This window comes from Streptomyces sp. FIT100, from assembly GCF_024584805.1.
Taxonomy (GTDB): Bacteria; Actinomycetota; Actinomycetes; order Streptomycetales; family Streptomycetaceae; genus Streptomyces.
Genome location: NZ_CP075715.1, coordinates 2,178,851 through 2,196,453, shown reverse-complemented (window position 1 = coordinate 2,196,453; position 17,603 = coordinate 2,178,851). Strand labels below are relative to the sequence as shown.

General features: G+C 72.6%; 16 protein-coding genes and 1 other RNA gene. 10 read left to right on the top strand and 7 right to left on the bottom strand.

What is annotated here, in order from left to right; genetic code table 11:
• Positions 1-138: 138 nt before the first annotated feature.
• From KK483_RS09515 to KK483_RS09505, 3 genes are read left to right on the top strand one after another with little or no spacing between them, the layout of a single operon-like run.
• Positions 139-1,014: a MaoC/PaaZ C-terminal domain-containing protein gene (locus KK483_RS09515; RefSeq protein WP_262004785.1), complete on the top strand. Its 876-nt coding sequence runs from the start codon at positions 139-141 to the stop codon at positions 1,012-1,014.
• Between the two features lie 28 nt (positions 1,015-1,042).
• Positions 1,043-2,119, top strand: coding sequence for a Zn-dependent alcohol dehydrogenase (locus KK483_RS09510; protein WP_262004784.1), 1,077 nt, complete (start codon positions 1,043-1,045; stop codon positions 2,117-2,119).
• Between the two features lie 11 nt (positions 2,120-2,130).
• The gene (locus KK483_RS09505) at positions 2,131-3,102 is read left to right on the top strand and encodes a 3-oxoacyl-ACP reductase (RefSeq protein WP_262004783.1); all 972 of its coding nucleotides are present in this window, start codon (positions 2,131-2,133) and stop codon (positions 3,100-3,102) included.
• A gap of 533 nt (positions 3,103-3,635) precedes the next feature.
• On the opposite strand, the gene KK483_RS09500 is transcribed toward KK483_RS09505, so the two are convergent.
• A complete protein-coding gene (locus KK483_RS09500) occupies positions 3,636-4,793 on the bottom strand; it encodes a hypothetical protein (protein WP_262004782.1) in 1,158 nt (385 codons plus the stop codon).
• Positions 4,794-4,983: 190 nt separating this feature from the next.
• Between KK483_RS09500 and KK483_RS09495 the strand changes: the two genes are divergently transcribed.
• From KK483_RS09495 to KK483_RS09485, 3 genes are read left to right on the top strand one after another with little or no spacing between them, the layout of a single operon-like run.
• Complete coding sequence (locus KK483_RS09495) at positions 4,984-5,811, top strand: Nif3-like dinuclear metal center hexameric protein (protein WP_262004781.1); 828 nt, start codon at positions 4,984-4,986, stop codon at positions 5,809-5,811.
• Complete coding sequence (locus KK483_RS09490; protein WP_262009412.1) at positions 5,808-6,551, top strand: zinc ribbon domain-containing protein; 744 nt, start codon at positions 5,808-5,810, stop codon at positions 6,549-6,551. Before KK483_RS09495 ends, KK483_RS09490 begins: the two co-directional genes overlap by 4 nt.
• Entirely contained in the window at positions 6,551-7,867 is a 1,317-nt protein-coding gene (locus KK483_RS09485) for a bifunctional RNase H/acid phosphatase (RefSeq protein ID WP_262004780.1), read from the top strand. The genes KK483_RS09490 and KK483_RS09485 overlap by 1 nt, the downstream gene beginning before the upstream one ends.
• An 823-nt stretch (positions 7,868-8,690) precedes the next feature.
• Here KK483_RS09485 and eda read toward each other — a convergent pair.
• Together eda and yaaA are read right to left on the bottom strand one after the other, a co-directional pair.
• Positions 8,691-9,308: a bifunctional 4-hydroxy-2-oxoglutarate aldolase/2-dehydro-3-deoxy-phosphogluconate aldolase gene (gene eda, locus KK483_RS09480; protein ID WP_262004778.1), complete on the bottom strand. Its 618-nt coding sequence runs from the start codon at positions 9,306-9,308 to the stop codon at positions 8,691-8,693.
• Positions 9,309-9,409: 101 nt separating this feature from the next.
• The gene (gene yaaA / locus KK483_RS09475; RefSeq protein WP_262004777.1) at positions 9,410-10,213 is read right to left on the bottom strand and encodes a peroxide stress protein YaaA; all 804 of its coding nucleotides are present in this window, start codon (positions 10,211-10,213) and stop codon (positions 9,410-9,412) included.
• A gap of 210 nt (positions 10,214-10,423) precedes the next feature.
• Between yaaA and KK483_RS09470 the strand changes: the two genes are divergently transcribed.
• Positions 10,424-11,890, top strand: a complete 1,467-nt coding sequence (locus KK483_RS09470; RefSeq protein WP_262004776.1) for an RNB domain-containing ribonuclease — start codon at positions 10,424-10,426, stop codon at positions 11,888-11,890.
• Here the strand turns inward: KK483_RS09470 and KK483_RS09465 are convergent.
• Together KK483_RS09465 and KK483_RS09460 are read right to left on the bottom strand one after the other, a co-directional pair.
• Entirely contained in the window at positions 11,817-12,659 is an 843-nt protein-coding gene (locus KK483_RS09465; protein WP_262004775.1) for a hypothetical protein, read from the bottom strand. The genes KK483_RS09470 and KK483_RS09465 overlap by 74 nt on opposite strands.
• Positions 12,656-13,447: a MerR family transcriptional regulator gene (locus KK483_RS09460; protein ID WP_262004774.1), complete on the bottom strand. Its 792-nt coding sequence runs from the start codon at positions 13,445-13,447 to the stop codon at positions 12,656-12,658. Before KK483_RS09460 ends, KK483_RS09465 begins: the two co-directional genes overlap by 4 nt.
• Before the next feature lie 175 nt (positions 13,448-13,622).
• Between KK483_RS09460 and KK483_RS09455 the strand changes: the two genes are divergently transcribed.
• From KK483_RS09455 to KK483_RS09445, 3 genes are all read left to right on the top strand, one after another.
• Entirely contained in the window at positions 13,623-14,201 is a 579-nt protein-coding gene (locus KK483_RS09455; protein ID WP_262004773.1) for a Uma2 family endonuclease, read from the top strand.
• A gap of 29 nt (positions 14,202-14,230) precedes the next feature.
• An RNA gene (gene rnpB / locus KK483_RS09450) (RNase P RNA component class A) lies at positions 14,231-14,635 on the top strand.
• A 131-nt stretch (positions 14,636-14,766) separates the two neighbouring features.
• Positions 14,767-15,615 carry a hypothetical protein gene (locus KK483_RS09445; RefSeq protein ID WP_262004772.1) on the top strand — a complete coding sequence of 283 codons (849 nt, stop codon included), beginning with the start codon at positions 14,767-14,769 and terminating at the stop codon, positions 15,613-15,615.
• On the opposite strand, the gene KK483_RS09440 is transcribed toward KK483_RS09445, so the two are convergent.
• Together KK483_RS09440 and KK483_RS09435 are read right to left on the bottom strand one after the other, a co-directional pair.
• Positions 15,603-16,400 carry an aldo/keto reductase gene (locus KK483_RS09440; RefSeq protein ID WP_262004771.1) on the bottom strand — a complete coding sequence of 266 codons (798 nt, stop codon included), beginning with the start codon at positions 16,398-16,400 and terminating at the stop codon, positions 15,603-15,605. The two genes, KK483_RS09445 and KK483_RS09440, sit on opposite strands and share 13 nt — an antisense overlap.
• The gene (locus KK483_RS09435) at positions 16,334-17,527 is read right to left on the bottom strand and encodes a cupin domain-containing protein (protein WP_262004770.1); all 1,194 of its coding nucleotides are present in this window, start codon (positions 17,525-17,527) and stop codon (positions 16,334-16,336) included. Before KK483_RS09435 ends, KK483_RS09440 begins: the two co-directional genes overlap by 67 nt.
• Positions 17,528-17,603 lie beyond the last annotated feature (76 nt).

The following is a 17,603-nucleotide window of genomic DNA, read 5'->3' as shown; positions in this document are numbered from 1 at the left end:
GAGCCGGACTGGAACGCGTTCTAGAAGCAGTTCACGGACGCGGGGAGGCCGGCCCGCGTACGGCCTCGGTGCGGCCGACGGTGCGGACGGCCGCACCGAGGTCTTCCACTCCTCAACCGTCGTAGGAGCAGCAGCCTCATGCCCATCGATGCCGTCAAGGCGACCGCGGCCGAGCCGCGCAGCGCCGAGATCAGCTGGGACCACAAGGACATCCAGCTCTACCACCTCGGCATCGGCGCCGGATCGTTCCAAGGCAAGCACAGCCCGGCCACCGACCCCGACGAGCTGCGCTACACCCTGGAGTCCCGGCTGCACGTCCTGCCCAGCTTCGCCACCGTCGCGGGCGCGGGCATGGGGGTCGTCGGCGGCCTCTCCGCCCCCGGGATCGACGTCGACCTCGCGGCCGTGCTGCACGGCGGGCAGACGATCACGCTCCACCGCCCCATCCCCGTCAGAGGCCGGGCCACCAGCACCTCGCGCGTCGCGGCCGTGTACGACAAGGGCAAGGCCGCGATCCTCGTCCTGCGCTCCGAGGCGGCCGACGAGGACGGCCCGCTGTGGACCAGCGACGCGCAGATCTTCGTACGCGGCGAAGGCGGCTTCGGCGGCGAACGCGGGCCGTCCGTACGGGTGGAGCAGCCGGAGCGCGAGCCCGACAAGACCGTCGAGCGGGCCGTCCGCGAGGACCAGGCGCTGCTCTACCGGCTATCCGGCGACTGGAACCCGCTGCACGCGGATCCGGAGTTCGCCGGGCTCGCGGGCTTCGACCGGCCGATCCTGCACGGGCTGTGCTCGTACGGAATGACGCTCAAGGCGGTCGTCGACACGCTCCTGGACGGGAACGTCACACGCGTCCGCTCGTACAGCACCCGCTTCGCCGGGGTGGTGTTCCCGGGGGAGACCCTGCGGATCCGGATGTGGCAGCAGGACAGCAGCAAGGTCCAGGTGTCGGTGACGGCCGTGGAGCGGGACGACGCTCCCGTCCTCGCCGACACCGTCGTCGAAACCTCCTGAGTGGAAGCCTCCTGAAGGGAGCCGCACCATGCGCGCAGCCGTACTGCACGAGATCGGCCAGGACAAGCTCGACGTACTCGACGACGTCGAGGCGGTGGGCTTCGGCCCCGGCAAGGTGAAGATCCGGGTCCGGGCGACGGGCCTGTGCCATTCGGACGTCTCCGCGATGGGCGGCGTGCTGCCGCAGCCCGCGCCCTTCATCCCCGGCCACGAGGGGGCGGGCGAGATCCTCGACGTCGGCGACGGGGTCGCCGGCCTCAAGCAGGGCGACCGGGTGCTGATGTGCTGGCTGCCCGCCTGCGGCGGCTGCCCCTCCTGCAGGCGCGGCCAGTCGCAGCTCTGTCTGGCCGGGTTCATGAACGCCGGCACCCCCAACTTCAAGCGCCCCGCCGGTGATGTCTTCGGCTTCGCCGGCACCGGCACCTTCGCCGAGGAGGTCGTGGTCGACGCGGGCTGCGCCGTCCCGATCCCGGACGACGTCCCCTACGACATCGCCGCCCTCATCGGCTGCGGGGTCACCACGGGGCTCGGCGCGGCCATCAACACCGCGAAGGTGGAGGCCGGTTCGTCGGTCGCCGTCATCGGCTGCGGCGGCGTCGGCATCTCCACGATCCAGGGCGCCCGCGTGCAGGGCGCGGCGCAGATCGTCGCCGTCGACCCGGTCGCCTCGCGGCGTGAGGCGGCGCTGCGCTTCGGCGCGACCGAGGCGATCTCGCCCGACGGACTCGCCGACGCCAAGCAGCGGATCACGGGCGGCGAGGGCTTCGACTACGTCTTCGAGGTCGTCGGCAAGTCGGCGACGGCACGGACGGCGTACGAGACGACCCGGCGCGGCGGGACGCTGTGCATCGTCGGCGCGGGCGCCATGGACGACTTCCTCCAGCTCAACATGTTCGAGCTGTTCTTCGACGAGAAGCGGATCCTGCCGTCGATGTACGGCGGCGGGGACGTGCTCCGCTCCTACGAACGCGCCATCGCCCTGTGGCGGGCGGGCCGAGTCGACCTGGAGTCGCTGATCACCCACCGGGTGCAGCTGGCGGAGATCAACGAGGCGCTGACCCAGATGCGTACGGGTGAGGCGCTGCGGACCTGCATCGAGATCTGAGAGGACGGTTCATGTCACTCCCCTTGGAGGGCCTGTCCGCGATCGTCACCGGCGCGGGCCGCGGTCTTGGCCGGGCGGAGGCCCTGGAACTGGCCGGGCTCGGGGCGAGCGTCGTCGTCAACGACTACGGGCAGCCGGGACGTGGGGGCACCTCCCATGCCGAAGGCTATGGGGGAGGCTCCGGCGAGGCCAGCGCGGCGCCCGCGGAGCAGGTGGCGGAGGAGATCCGCGCCGCAGGCGGCCGGGCGGTCGCCCACCTCGGCGACGTCTCCGACTTCGCCGCGGCGCGCGCCCTGGTCGACCTGGCCGTCGGCACGTACGGGAAGCTGGACATCCTGGTCAACAACGCGGGGATCCTGCGGGACCGCATGGTCTTCTCGATGAGCGAGGACGAGTGGGACTCGGTCGTCCGGGTCCACCTCAAGGGCCACTTCAACACCACCCACTTCGCGTCGGTCCACTGGCGCGAACGCTCCAAGGCGGCGGGCGGTCCGGTGTACGGCCGCGTGGTCAACACCTCCTCGGAGGCCTTCCTCGCCGGCTCGGCGGGGCAGCCGAACTACGCCGCCGCCAAGGGCGGCATCGTGGGCCTCACCACGTCGACGGCGCTGGCGCTGCGCAAGTACGGCGTCACGGCCAACGCGATCTGCCCACGGGCCCGTACGCGTATGACGGAGGACGTCTTCGCCGGCTTTGCCGAGCCGGGCGACGGCGAACTCGACCCGCTCGCCCCCGAACACGTCTCCCCCCTCGTCGGCTACCTCGCATCGCCGGCCGCCTCGCACATCACCGGGCAACTCCTCGTCGTCCACGGCGGCATGGTGGCGATCGTCGAGCGCCCTAAGGTGGCGGCCCAGTTCGACGCGGCGAAGGAGGCGTTCTCCTACGAGGAGCTGGATGCGGTGCTGTCGCCGTACTACGAGGCCCGTCCGGCGGACGAGACGTTCGCGGCGACGGAGGTCCTGGGGCTGAAGAAGGGGTAGCGCTCCGAACCGGACAGCGCTCCGAACCGGACAGCGCTCCGAACCGGACAGCGCTCCGAACCGGACAGCGCTCCGGACCGGACAGCGCCCCGGCCCGCACACGTCGCCGGGTGCGGGCCGGGGCGGGCCCAGCTCATCCGGACTCGACTGCATCTCCCCGCACCTCCCCGCCCCGGGTCCGGATGCCGGGTGTCCGGACCGTATGGCCGGCCCTCCGGCGCCCGAGGAGCGGGGGACAGGGGCGGAAGCCCCCGGGAACGGGACCGGCCGAGCGCCGGTTACCGCCCTGCGCCGCCGCTGGGGCGGCGGTGGCGGCCCGCCGTGGCCGGGGGCGCGACGTCCTCCCGCGCCGCACCGCCCCGGTGCTTTCCGGCGCCGCCGGACCCGGCCTGGCTCGCGCCCGCCCCCTGCGGACGTGCCTGGGTCGTGTCGGTTCGGGCTTCAGACATGGAAAAGGTTCACCCCGTCGTGGATCGCTGATTTCGTGTCGCAAGGGCCGGACGGTACGGCCGCGCAGCCCCCGGTGAGAAAGTCTAACCAGGCGCCACCCGCCCGATCAGGGGCGCTTGCTGCAACGGCACCGGCCTGCACACGACAGGACCCCCCTCGCTCGCGCACGGTTCCCCACCTGCGGATTCCGCTTGTGCCGATCCCGTGATCACGGTGACCGTCTCGGGCTGGAACGCGGCCTCCGGTATCTCCGTCCGCGCCACCCCGCAGGGCACCGCGTCCGTCGCGTACGGCAGATGCAGCACCCCCTCCCTCGTCCACAGCCCCGTGCCGGTCAACCAGCCCTCGGGCCCGGCCAGTTGCCGCATGCGCCGCGCCGAAGGACGCCACACGCCGAGCCAGCTGCCCGCCGCCGCGTCGATCCGCAGCGCCACCGCGCAGCTCTCCGGCATCAGCACCTGCCCCGGCTGGATCGCGAACGGCGTCACCGCGGCGTCCGCCAGGCGCAGGCACTCCGGGAACCGCACCGGCCGCAGACTGCCCAGCACTCCCCACCCCAGCCGGTCGTGCCCCGCCGCGTCCGAGCGGATCAGCAGCAGCCCGCTCTCGGCGTCCGCGAGCAGCAGCCGGTCGTTGCTGTCCTCGGTGATCTGCAGCAGCGGCGTCACCTCGCCGCCCCGTTCCAGATCGACCGCCACCGCCTTGGTGATCCCGTCCGCCTCCCGGTCCAGGGCGAGCATCCGGCCCGTACGGTCCAGCCACACCCCGCCCGAGCAGCGGCCAGGCACCTGTGCGACCCGCTCGGGCCCGAACGCCCCGCCGGCCACCAGCCACACCGCCGTCGCCCCCTCGCCATGGGCCAGGGCGTACACACAGGTGCCGTTCGGCGACGGGGGGAGCAGCGTCATCTCGGACGCCGACTCGACCGCGCCGAGGGGCAGTTCGCCCGTACCCGGGCCGGTCGGATAGAGCAGCGAGAACATCTGCCGGTCCGCCACCCGCCGGCTGATCAGCACCCGCCCGTCGGCCATCGGCGCCACCTGCGCGTCGGGCTCCTCGGGCTGGTCGAGCGGCAGCGGCACCGCGTACGGCTCGGGACCGTCGAGCGTCCACCGCTCGGCGAAGCGCATCTCCCCGGCGCCCGCGAGCCGCGCCGCGTAACAGCCGTCCGGGCTGATCGTGAACGCCGCTCGCCGAACGGCCGCGTCCTCCGTGGCCTCCTCGATGGCACACACTGTCATCGGCTGTTCACCTCCGGCCACCGAAGCTAGTTTTCGCACTTCCAGCCGAACAACGCGAGACCGCTCACTTCACACATAAGGGTGGCCGTCTCGCGGTTCGCCTGAGCTCGCAGGGGTGGTTGTGCTGCGCGGTACCGGTCGCGGGCCTGCACAGGGTGGTGCGGCGCGCCGGGCAGGTAGCCTTTGCTCCGTGCCCCGTCTGTCTGAAGTCATCGCCGCGCTCGACGTCCTCTGGCCCCCCGAGCGGGCCGAGGAGTGGGACGCCGTCGGCACGGTCTGCGGTGACCCCGACGCCGGGGTCACCCGTGTCCTCTTCGCCGTCGACCCCGTCCAGGAGATCGCCGACGAGGCGATCGCCATCGGCGCGGACCTGGTCGTCACCCACCACCCGCTCTATCTGCGCGGTACGACGACGGTCGCGGCCTCCCACTTCAAGGGCCGGGTCGTGCACACCCTCATCAAGCACGACATCGCCCTGCACGTCGCGCACACCAACGCCGACACCGCCGACCCCGGGGTCTCCGACGCCCTCGCCGGAGCGCTCGGACTGCGCGTCACCGGCCCCCTCGTGCCCGAGAACGGGCTCGGCCGCATCTGCGAGCTCGACCACCCGCTCACCCTGCGTGAGTTCGGCGCCCGTGCCGCGCAGCGGCTGCCCGCCACCGCGCAGGGCATCCGGGTCGCCGGCGACCCCGACGCCATCGTCCGCCGCGTCGCCGTCAGCGGCGGCTCCGGCGACAGCCTCTTCGACGTCGTACGGGCCGCGGGCGTGGACGCGTACCTCACCGCCGACCTGCGCCACCACCCCGCGTCCGAGGCGACCCAGCACGCGACCCCCTCGGGGAAGCTCGGCCTGGTCGACGCCGCCCACTGGGCCACCGAATGGCCATGGTGCGAACAGGCCGCCGCCCAGCTCGACGAGATTTCCGACCGCCACGGCTGGGACCTGCGCGTCCACGTCTCGAAGACGGTCACCGACCCCTGGTCCTCCCACCACACCTCTGGAGCCCCCAACTGAACGCCGCGCCCGCCGACCAGATCCGCCTCCTCGACGTCCAGGCCCTCGACGTCCGCCTGTCGCAGATCGCGCACAAGCGCAAGTCGCTGCCCGAGCACGCCGAGCTGGAGACGCTGAACAAGGACCTCACGCAACTGCGCGACCTGCTCGTCGCCGCGCAGACGGAGGAGAGCGACTGCGCCCGCGAGCAGACCAAGGCCGAGCAGGACGTCGACCAGGTGCGCCAGCGCGCCGCCCGCGACCAGCAGCGCCTCGACTCCGGCGCGGTCACCTCCCCGAAGGACCTGGAGAGCCTCCAGCACGAGATCGTCTCGCTCGCCAAGCGCCAGGGCGACCTGGAGGACGTCGTGCTGGAGGTCATGGAGCGCCGCGAGTCCGCGCAGGAACGCGTCAGCGAGCTGACCGGCCGCGTCGCCTCGGTCGAGGCCAAGACGGACGACGCGACCGCCCGCAGGGACGCGGCGTACGAGGAGCTCGACGGCGAGACCGCCTCCGTGGCCAAGGAGCGCGAGGTCGTCGCCGGGTCCGTGCCGGCCGACCTGATGAAGCTGTACGAGAAGCTGCGCGAGCAGCAGGGCGGCATCGGCGCGGCACGCCTCTACCAGCGCCGCTGCGAGGGCTGCCACATCGAGCTCAACATCACCGAGCTGAACGAGGTGCGCGCGGCCGCGGCCGACACGGTCGTCCGCTGCGAGAACTGCCGCCGCATCCTGGTCCGTACGTCGGAGTCCGGCCTCTGATGGCCGTTCGCCAGCTGATCGTCGAGGCCGACGGGGGCTCCCGGGGCAATCCGGGGCCCGCCGGTTACGGCGCGGTCGTCCTCGACCCGGCGACGGGGGAGCCGCTCGCGGAGCGGGCGGAGTACATCGGCGTCGCGACGAACAACGTCGCCGAGTACCGGGGGCTGATCGCCGGCCTGAAGGCGGCGAAGGAACTCGCCCCCGACGCCGCCGTCCGCGTCCGTATGGACTCCAAGCTCGTCGTCGAGCAGATGTCCGGCCGCTGGAAGATCAAGCACCCGGACATGAAGCCGCTGGCCGCGGAGGCGGGCCGGGTCCTCCCCGCCGGGCAGGTCACGTACGAGTGGATCCCGCGCGAGAAGAACAAGCACGCGGACCGGCTCGCGAACGAGGCGATGGACGCGGGCAAGCAGGGCAGGCAGTGGGAGCCGTCCGCCTCGCGGGCCGCGCTCGCCGAGGACACACGCGCGGCGCGGGTCGTCGGGGACGCGGCGGCGGGCGCGGCGAAGGCACGGGCGGCGCTGGTCGGCGCGGGCGCGGGCGCGGGCGCGGGCGCGGGTGCCGGGTCCGGTGTCGGCGCCGGTGCTCGTGCCGACGCGGCGGTGACCGTTCCGGCGCCGGCCACGGCGGCTGCCCCGGCCTCCCCGGCCTCCCCGGCCACGCCGTCCGTCGGGTGGGGGCCGGCCGACCTCGGGACACCGGCCACGTTCGTCCTGCTGCGGCACGGGGAGACGCCGCTGACCCCGGAGAAGCGCTTCTCCGGCAGCGGCGGCACCGACCCCGCGCTCTCGCCGGCCGGCGAGCGCCAGGCCGAGGCCGTGGCGACGGCGCTGGCCGCGCGCGGCACCGTCCAGGACATCGTCTCCTCGCCGCTGAAGCGCTGCCGTCAGACCGCGGACATCGTCGCGGCCCGCCTCGGACTCGGCGTACGGATCGACGAGGGCCTGCGCGAGACGGACTTCGGCGCGTGGGAGGGCCTGACGTTCGCGGAGGTCCGCGAGCGGTACGGGGACGACCTCGACGCCTGGCTCGCCTCCCCGAAGGCCACCCCGACCGGCGGCGGCGAGAGCTTCGCGACGGTGGCGAGGCGCGTCGCGGCGACGCGGGACCGCCTGACGGAGGAGTACCGCGGACGCACGGTCCTCCTGGTCACCCACGTCACCCCGATCAAGACCCTGGTCCGCCTGGCCCTGGGCGCGCCCCCGGAGGCCCTGTTCCGCATGGAGCTGTCAGCGGCGTCGCTGTCGGCGGTGGCGTACTACGCGGACGGCAACGCGTCGCTGCGGCTGCTGAACGAGACGTCTCACTTGCGCTGAGGCTTTGGGCGGCGGGGCGGTGTTGCCCTTTGTCGGGTGGGCATCCGGGTTTTTTGTCCTCAAGTGCCGGACGGGCTTGGGGTGTGCGGTGTTGCCCGGTGTCGGGTGGGCACCCGGGGTTCTTGTCCTCAAGTGCCGGACGGGCTTGGGGTGTGTCCGGTGGGTGGTGCGGTTCGGGGCCCCTCCGGGCTCGACTCCTCGGAGGCGGCGGCGTACAGGTTTTGTCGGGTTGCGAGCCCGGTGCCTGCCGCCGTCTCCTGCGGGGCCGACCCTGCACGGCCCCGCCCCGGGGTCGTCCGCCGGGCGCGGGTGGGTGGGTGGTTGTCGCGCCTGCGGGTTGTTCGCTGTCTGCGGGCCGGTGGGTGGTTTGTGCCCACCCGTCCCTCCCCCTAGGACTTCGTCCTGGGGGGACCCCCAGCGGGACGACTGCCCACAAACGTGAGGTGGCCGCCTGGTTTGTGGGCAGGCGTTCCGCAGGGCGGGACGGGTGGGCACAACCCGACCACCGGGGTCGGCCATGGCCGGTGACCTGGTCCGGGGGGTGCGGAGGGGTCGGGTTCGGGACACTCAAGCGTGATTTGTGGCACGCAACACACGCGGCACCCACACAACCCCGGGCGGCGTGCCGTAAATCATGCCGTCCCGAACACGAGCCCCGCAGCGCCACCCGGACGGCAACCGCCCGCCGCCGGGCGACCCCGACACACCTAGCCCGTCCGGCGCTTGAGGACAAGAACCCCGGCCCACCACACCGCCACCGGGCAACCCCAACACCCCAGCCCGTCCGGCGCTTGAGGACACAAACACCCCGGGTGCCAACCCGTCACGCGCGAAGCGCAGCCGCCTCCCGGGCCAGGGACTCCACGCGGGCCCAGTCGTGGGCCGCCAGCGCGGACGGGGGCAGCATCCAGGTGCCCCCGACGCACCCCACGTTCGGCAGGGCCAGGTACGACGGGGCCGAGGCCAGGGACACGCCGCCCGTGGGGCAGAAGCGGGCCTGGGGCAGGGGGCCGGACAGCGAGGTGAGGTAGGCCGTGCCGCCCGCCGCCTCCGCCGGGAAGAACTTCATCTCCGTCACTTCGCGCTCCAGCAGCGCGACGACCTCCGACGCGGTCGACACCCCGGGAAGGAACGGCACGCCGGAGGACCGCATCGCGTCCAGCAGCGGGTCGGTCCAGCCGGGGCTGACCAGGAAGCGCGCACCGGCCGCGGCCGCGGCCGCCGCGCCGCCCGGTGTGATGACGGTGCCCGCACCGACGACCGCGTCCGGCACCTCGTCCGCGATCGCCCGGATCGCGTCGAGCGCGGCGGGCGTGCGCAGCGTCACCTCGATCGCCGGCAGGCCGCCCGCGACCAGGGCGCGGGCGAGCGGCACGGCGTCGGCGGCGTCGTCGATGACGACGACAGGGATGACGGGGGCGAGGTCGAGCACGGAGGTCATGCCCGCATCCTGCCCAAGCAAGGCGCTATGTGCAACGCGCGTTGCACATAGCGCAACAGGCGCGGGATGCAACACGTCCAGCGCCACGCCCACCGGCCCGCCTAGTGGATCTCGTCCACCAGCACGTCCAGCGACCACGCCTTCCCGGCGGACCCGCCGGCACCGCCGGCACCGCCCGGCGCCTCCGCCTCCACCACGTACCCCAGGTCCCGCAGCGCCTCCACCAGCTCCGCCGGACCCGTCGGCGCCGCCCCCGCCACGAGCAGGCTCCGCACGATCCGGCCCTTTGTCGCCTTGTTGAAGTGGCTGACGACCTTCCGGGTCGGCGCGTGCAGCACCCGTACCGTCGCCGTACGCCCCGCGAGCTCGCCCTTGGGCCGCCACGCCGCCGCGTACGCCGACGATCTGAGGTCGAGGACCAGCCCGCCGCCCGCGACCTCGGGCAGCGCGGAGGCCATCGGGCCCCTCCAGTGCGCGCCCAGCGCACCGAGCCCCGGCAGCTTCACGCCCATCGAGCAGCGGTACGACGGGATGCGGTCGTTCACCCGGACCGCGCCCCACAGCCCGGAGAAGACCAGCAGCCACTGCCGCGCCCGCCTGCGCGCCGCCGCGTCGAGCGTGGCGAGGCCGAGCGCGTCGTACAGCACGCCCGTGTAGATCTCCCCGGCCGGCCGCGCCCCGGCCGTCCGCAGCGCCGCGTTCTTCGCGATCTCGCCGCGCAGCCCCTCGCTCAGCCCGAGCACCTCGCGGGCCTTCTCCTCGTCGGCCTGGCACAGCCCGACCAGTTCGTCGAGCACCGCGGCGCGCGCCTCTGAGAGGGCGGGCAGCGACAGCGACTCCGGCTTGAGCGGCGCCCCGCGGCCGGAAGCGGCCTTGCCCTCCGACGGCGGCAACAGCACGAGCACGGTGGTTCTCCTCTGCGTACGTAAGGAAAGGGGGTGCGGCCCCCGCGCCAGCGTAGGCCCTGGTCGCGCCGTGACCACCGCCCGGCTCCCACCCCGGCTCCCAACCGCCCGCCTCCCACCCCGGCTCCCAACCGTCCGGCTCCCACCCCGGCTCCCAACCGCCCGGCTCCCAGGGGTGCGGGTGCGCGGGCCCCGCCATACGCTCGGTCCATGCCCCGCCGTCAGATGCATGCGGTCTGCGCAGCCGAGGCTCCGCTGCTGGCGGCCCTGTGCGCGCTGCGTACGGCGCTCGACGTGCCGGACGGCTTCCCCGCCGAGGTGCTCGCGGAGGCGGAGCGGGCGGCGCGTGAGCCCCGGCTCCCCGACCGCGACGCGACCTCCGTCCCGTTCTTCACGATCGATCCGCCCACCTCCACCGACCTGGACCAGGCCATGCACCTGGAGCGCCGCACGGGCGGCGGCTACCGCGTGCGCTACGCGATCGTGGACGTCGCCGCGTTCGTACGGCCGGGCGGCACCCTCGACGCCGAGGCGCACCGGCGGGCGCTGACGCTCTACTTCCCCGACGACAAGGTTCCGTTGCACCCGGCGGTGCTCTCCGAGGGCGCGGCCAGTCTGCTGCCGGACCAGACCTGCCCGGCGCTGCTGTGGACGATCGACCTGGACGCGGACGGCAGGACCGTCTCGACCGACGTACGGCGGGCGCTGGTGCGCAGCCGGGCCAAGCTCGACTACACGGGCGTGCAGCGGCAGATCGACTCCGGGACCGCCGAGGAGCCGCTCGCCCTGCTGAAGGAGGTCGGGCTGCTGCGCGAGCGGCTGGAGGCCGAGCGGGGCGGCATCTCGCTCAACGTCCCCGAGCAGGAGATCGTCCAGGAGGACCACACGTACGCGCTGGAGTTCCGCGCCCCGCTCGCCGCGGACGGCTGGAACTCGCAGATCTCCCTGCTCACCGGCATGGCCGCGGCCGAGCTGATGACCGAGGCGGGCACCGGGATCCTGCGGACCCTGCCGACCGCCCCCGGCGGCGCGGTCGCCCGGCTGCGCCGCACGGCCCGGGCGCTGCACATCGACTGGCCGCACCACGTCTCGTACGCGCAGGTCGTCCGCTCGCTCGACCCGGCGAACCACCGGCACGCGGCCTTCCTCCAGGAGTGCACGACGCTGCTGCGGGGCGCCGGCTACACCGCGTTCAGCGGCGGGCACCTGCCGGACCCGGCCGTGCACGCCGCCGTCGCCGCCGTGTACACGCACTGCACCGCCCCGCTGCGCCGGCTCGTCGACCGGTACGCGGGCGAGCTGTGCGTGGCGGCTGTCGCCGGCCGGGAGCCGCCCGCCTGGGTGGCGGAGGCCCTGGACGCGCTCCCGAAGGAGATGGCCGAGGGCTCGCGGCGCGCGGGCACGGTGGAGCGGGAGTGCGTGGACCTCGTCGAGGCGGCCGTGCTGGAGGGGCGGGTCGGGGAGGTCTTCGACGCGTTCGTGGTCGATGTGCGGGAGCATGAACCGGACGTCGGTACCGTGCAGTTGAGGGACCCGGCGATCGTCGCCCGGGTCGACGGCGGCGGGGCGGCGCTCCCCCTCGGCGAGGAGCTGCCGGTGCGGCTCACCCGGGCCGGCCCGCTGGACGCTCCGCAGGCAGACCCGGCGGCGGCGAAAGTGCGCTTCGTGCCTGCGTGAGGGCGCGCAGGAGCGCACGGGCGTCGTCCGCGTGGATGCGTACGGTCCGCACCCGGCGCTCCTTGCCCAGCAGTCCCACGGAGACGACGGGCTCGGACAGCTCCAGGGTGAGCGAGGTCTGCCCGCCGACGGCCAGGTCCAGCACGCCGTCCTGCCGGGTGTGCGTGAACCGCAGCTCGTACGAGGCGGAGGCGATCCGCTCCAGCGGGATGCGCACGTCGACGTGTGCCCCCTTGCGCACCCGCAGCGCTTCCGGGGACAGGACGTGCGGGCGGGTGACGGAGGCCGCGTGCAGGCCGAAGACGAAGAAGATGCCGCTGTAGACGTCGAGGACCAGGACGATCGCGTGCACGACCGGCCAGCCGCTCAGCAGGTAGGACATCCCGATGGTCTCCACCACGCACACGAAGCCGAAGCCGAACATGAGCGCGGCCTGGTCGCGGGCGTGCCCGAACGCCTGCGCGTCCGGGCCGACGCCGTGGCGGCGCCGGGCGACCCACAGGACGAAGCTCCACATCAGCCGCAGCTCGTGCCCGGTGAGCCGGAGCACCGGCTCGGGCACCAGCTCCCGCACGGCCGACCGGTTGCTGTGGCCCTGGCGGCGCAGTCGTACGAAGACGGCCGCCTCGGCGACGAGCAGCACCAGCATCGCGACCTCGGCGGCGGCCAGGACCGGCGCGGGCGGCCGTACACCCGCCAACAGGCAGACCACGAGCGCCACTTCGCCGGGTATCACCGCGTAGGCGACACCCCTGAGCAGCCGCTTCACCGGGCACGCTCCGCGACGATGCGCAGCGCGCGGCGCACGGCGGCGGCCTGGGCGGGGGAGAAGTCGGCGAAGAAGGCGTCGCGGAAGGTGCTGTCGGGCAGCGTGCCGCCGGTGCCGAGCCCTTGGGCGACCTCGTCGGGGATACAGGTGGCGAGCGCCCGCGCGGCCTCTTCCACGCGCGGGTCGTCGGCGCCGGTGGCCTCGTCCGCGAGCGCGTCGAGCAGCGCGTACACCTCGTGCGCACGGTCGGCCGCGCCCGGCGCCTCGGTCATCCGCCGCATCGCGCCGAGCAGCCGCTCGCGCTCGCCGGCGGGCGCGACGGTGTCCAGCAGGGCGAGCATTTCCCGGTCCCTCGCGGCCATGGGGGACTCGGGTCCTGGCCGTCCGGCGCCGGCCTCGGCGATGGTCCCGAACAGGGCGGCCAGTTCGGCCGACACGGGCCCCTCGGCCGTCAGCCGCCCGTCCCGCGCCGACGCCAGCAGCGCCCCGAGCCTGGCGCGCCGCTCGGCGAGCCGCTCCTGCTGCCGGGCCAGGTCCTCGTCCAGCTCCTCAAGGACCTCGACGAGCTCCCGGCCGGCGTCGTCCGCGAGGATGTCCCGCACCTCGTCGAGCCCGAGCCCCAGCTCGGTCAGCCGCCGGATGCGCGCGAGCAGCACGGCGTCCCGCACCGAGTAGTCCCGGTAGCCGTTGGCCTGCCGGGCGGGCTCGGGCAGCAGCCCCTGATGGTGGTAGTGCCGCACGGCCCGGGGCGTGACCCCGACGAGCGCGGCGATCTCTCCGATCCGCATGGCCTCAGTAGAAACCCTGACGCTGCGGCAAGGTCAAACGCGGTCCGAGACGGTGCCGGGGGATACCCGTGGATCTCCTTGATCATGTGCCACGATCGAGGGAACGACCCTCATCCCCGGGACGGTGGGAGCAGCGATGTCCGATCGTGATCAGCGACCGAGGAAGGAGCGCGACATGAGCGCCATGCCGCATGAACCGCTCACGCGGGACGACGTCCTGCTGGAGGGCTTCCTGGCGCTGGACACGCCGGAAGGCTTCCGCGCGGAGCTGATCGAGGGGGAGATCGTTGTGACACCGCCGCCGGACGGAGACCACGAGGACTACATCAGCCAGATCGTCAAGCAAATCATCAGGCGGTCACGGACCGACATGGACTTCTCCGGCAACAAGGGCCTGAAGCTCAGGAGTGCCCCCGACTGCACCAGGAACCATGTCATCCCCGACGGTACCTTCGCCCCTTCGGACCTGCGTCTGTTCCGGGGAGCCGACCCTTGGATGCCCAGTGACGGTGTCGCCCTCGTCGTCGAGGTGACGTCGACCCGGCCCCGCGCGGACCGCGAGACCAAGCGCCGCTGCTACGCACGCGCCGAGATCCCCCTCTACCTGCTCATGGACCGGGACGCCTCCGCCCTGACGCTCTTCTCCGATCCGGAGAACGGCGACTACCGCCAGCTGTGCACCCTCCCGTTCGGCAAGCCGCTCGCCCTCCCCGAGCCCTTCGGCTTCGACCTGGACACGTCCGACCTGGCCTGAGCGCCGGGTAGCATGGTCGTCACGGCAGACGAGCCGGGCGGACGGCCGCGAGAGGTCCCCTTGGGGTTCCTTTCGAGGAACGTCCGGGCTCCACAGGGCAGGGTGGTGGGTAACGCCCACCCGGGGTGACCCGCGGGACAGTGCCACAGAAAGCAGACCGCCGGGGACCTCGGTCCCCGGTAAGGGTGAAACGGTGGTGTAAGAGACCACCAGCGCCTGAGGTGACTCAGGCGGCTCGGTAAACCCCACCCGGAGCAAGGTCAAGAGGGGCCGCCGCGAGGCGACCCTGCGCGGACGTTCGAGGGCTGCCCGCCCGAGTCTGCGGGTAGACCGCACGAGGCCGGTGGCAACACCGGTCCTAGATGGATGGCCGTCTCCCCGGCCGCCGCGAGGCGACCGGGTGACAGAACCCGGCGTACAGCCCGACTCGTCTGCCCACCCTCGACCTCGGAGCAAAGAGCCTTCTCACCCGTTCCGTGCACCCGGGACGGAGGCTGCTGCGTGGTCGTGTGATCGTGGCTGAATCGTCTGTGACGCCGGGCGGAGGCTTGCTACGGTCCCCCGTATGACGCTGCCTGCTGCTCGTCCTGTCGACCTTCGCCACGAACCTGTCGAGGCTGTCTTCGAGCGGGTGGAGCAGTCGCTTCAGGTGCGCATCGACCGGGACACGGTGTTGTGTAAGCGCCGGTCGGTCGGGGGCCGGACAGACCGCGGTACGTGGGTGCGGATCGAGCGGCGCGGGCTGGACCGAATCGGAGTCCAGGGCGGCGACGGCACCCCAAGCGCGGAGGCCCTGCACGGGATCGCGAAACCTGCCTGGCACGCTGGCGTGGCATGGCGGGACGAGAAAGAGCCGGTGATGTGGCGGGCGGACGAGACCGGCCTTCTCCCGGGAGCTCCGGTCGGCTGTGCCATCGTGGCTGAGTCCCCGAAGCTGTCCGAGGAATGGTGGGCAGCGATGAATGCCTCGCTGGACGTTCTGGCCGAACAGCGTACGAACCGCATCGCCACCCCGGACACCGAGACCATCACACAGGAACTCGTGGCTTCCACGATCCGCAGCGTATTCCCTGATGTCGACAGCACTCTCACCGAGTGGGTACCAGCCCACGCAGATCTGAACTGGGCGAACATGACCGCGCCGACGTTCTGCATCTTCGACTGGGAGGACTGGGGCATGGCCCCAAGGGGATTGGACGCGGCGACGCTGTGGGGCGCCTCGCTCGCCGTCCCGCCCCTGGCCGACCGCGTTCGCAGCGAGCGGCGCAACGATGTCGAGAGCCGGGACGGCAAGCTGATGACACTGTTCGTGGCCGCGAAGATCCTCGGGCCGTACCCGCACCCCGAGGACCCTCGCTTGGAACCCGCCCGCGCCATGGCGGAGCAGGTCGCGAAGGAGCTTCAGGCGGCCTGACGCAGGAGCTGCCGGTACTCACGGACCATCGAGTCGTCGACGTCGAACTCCGTCGCGTCGACCAGCTCCTGCAGATGTTCCGGGGTGCCGGTGCCGACGGCGACCGCCTCGACAACGGGGAGGTTGAAGGCGGCTCGGAACGCGGCCTGGACAGGGCTGGCCGGCGGGGAATTCCCCAGGAACATCGCCACGTCGAACATTTCCCACACCGGCTTGCTCGTGCTCCCACCGAAAGGACTCATGCCCCACACATGCCGGGGCCTCCATCCGGTCACCAGGGCCTCGGCGGCTTCGAGGACGTCGACGCCGACCAGGAGCCCGGCCCGGACCATGAGAACGGTCGGAACAGCGTCCAGGCCGACGAGTGGGCGAGGATCCCAGGTGGAGATCCCCCATGATCCACACAACCCGGCCGCCACGGCGTCCGCGAGGACACCGCACGCCTGCGCCAGGGCTTGCGCATCGGGTCGGGAGTGTTCGGGGTTGTGAAGAAGCACCGTATCCGGCTCCCGTCCCAGCTCTCTCACCGTCTGTTCGACGGCTGCCTGGAGCCGGATGGGATCGAGGCTGTGGCCATTGTCGAAGTACCCGACCTTGGTGGAGACAACGAATTTGGGCAGCAGGTTGCCGGCCGTGGCCGCGAGCGTGGTGTGGGAGTGCCGATGGAGGTAGGTGGACGCGGTGTCCAGAGCGGTGACACCCAGGTCCAGGGCGGCGGTCAGGATGTCACGGTGGTGACGAGACCGGTGTAGCCCGAGGACAACTCGGCGTTCAGGGGTGTGCAAATCTCCTCCTTCACGAGAATCTCGGCGACCTCGTGGACGTCATCGCCGATGGTGGCCGCCGCCTCGCCGAGGGGGACGGGGTGACCGCTGAGCAGCAGCCGCAGGGCGGGCAGGGCCTCGGCGGCGAGGGTGAGCCTCTTACCGGAGGTGACGACGTCGACCGCCTCGCCGCTTTCGTTGATCTGGGGCGGGAAGTGGGCGGTGCACACCACCGCGTCGAGGGGGCCGAAGATGTCGAGGAACGGCACATGGCGGCCCGGATTGGTCTGCTGCTCGTAGGCGACGAGGAAGTCAGCCGGGCCACGGTCACGGACGAGCCGGGCGGCTGCGTCCACCAGAGCCTCGCTGTCCGGCTGACTCCGGTCGAGATCGTGGCGGAAGACCTCGCGCTCGCGGCACCAGTCGCCCAGCCACGCCATCCATGACGCGCCGGTGCGCTTGGTGACACCGAAGGTGGCGTGGAGGGAGAAGCCGGAGCCGCTACCGGTGCGGCTGGCATGGTGCCAGTGGCCGCGTGGGATGTGCATGACGTCGCCGGCCTGGAGGGTGCCGTCGAAAATCACGGTGTCACTGGGGGTGTTGTTGGGGTCGGCGTCCCGGTACATCGGCGCCGCGCGGGACGTGTCCCGAACCTCCCACTCCTTCTCGCCCGCGAGCTGGACCACGATGACGTCGTGGTCGTCCCAGTGCAGCGGGAACCCGGACGCCTCGTTCGTGGTGAGGTAGGTGTTGACCTGGACCCGTTCGTGGGTCCACCACTGCAAGGCTCGGCAGGCGGCCTCCATGGTCGGGTCGAAGGTGTTGAGCTGGTCCATGATGAGCGTCGCGCCGTCGCGGAGCAGGTCGCCCAGGCGGTGCATGTTGACCATGGGGATGGCCTGGCCCCGGGGGCTGACAGTGTCGGAGAAGTACACGGCCGGGTGGACCTCCTCCCCGTTCTGGAAGGCGCGGAACTGAGGGCGGCACAGGCTGCGGCGCATCGCGATGTCGAGGAGTCGGTTCGGGGTCAGGAGCCGGGCGAGGAGCTGGGCGTCGTCGACGCGGCCCAGCGCGAAGGCGGTGCCAATCTTCTCCGGCCCTGACCAGTCCAGGGCCGTCTCGATGGCGCTGACCAAGCGGTGTTCCACTGCTGCCTCCTTTGAGTGTGGGGCGTAAGGAGCGCCGGGGGCCCGCACAGTGCACGAGCCCCCGCCGCAGGGGGTG

Coding starts and splice junctions, on each gene's coding strand:
- KK483_RS09510 (WP_262004784.1), top strand. CDS start 1,043: ATGCGCGCAGCCGTACTGCACGAGATCGGCCAGGACAAGCTCGACGTA.
- eda (WP_262004778.1), bottom strand. CDS start 9,308: ATGACCTCCGTGCTCGACCTCGCCCCCGTCATCCCTGTCGTCGTCATC.
- KK483_RS09485 (WP_262004780.1), top strand. CDS start 6,551: ATGGCCGTTCGCCAGCTGATCGTCGAGGCCGACGGGGGCTCCCGGGGC.
- KK483_RS09455 (WP_262004773.1), top strand. CDS start 13,623: ATGAGCGCCATGCCGCATGAACCGCTCACGCGGGACGACGTCCTGCTG.
- KK483_RS09445 (WP_262004772.1), top strand. CDS start 14,767: ATGACGCTGCCTGCTGCTCGTCCTGTCGACCTTCGCCACGAACCTGTC.
- KK483_RS09505 (WP_262004783.1), top strand. CDS start 2,131: ATGTCACTCCCCTTGGAGGGCCTGTCCGCGATCGTCACCGGCGCGGGC.
- KK483_RS09460 (WP_262004774.1), bottom strand. CDS start 13,447: ATGCGGATCGGAGAGATCGCCGCGCTCGTCGGGGTCACGCCCCGGGCC.
- KK483_RS09500 (WP_262004782.1), bottom strand. CDS start 4,793: ATGACAGTGTGTGCCATCGAGGAGGCCACGGAGGACGCGGCCGTTCGG.
- KK483_RS09470 (WP_262004776.1), top strand. CDS start 10,424: ATGCCCCGCCGTCAGATGCATGCGGTCTGCGCAGCCGAGGCTCCGCTG.
- KK483_RS09515 (WP_262004785.1), top strand. CDS start 139: ATGCCCATCGATGCCGTCAAGGCGACCGCGGCCGAGCCGCGCAGCGCC.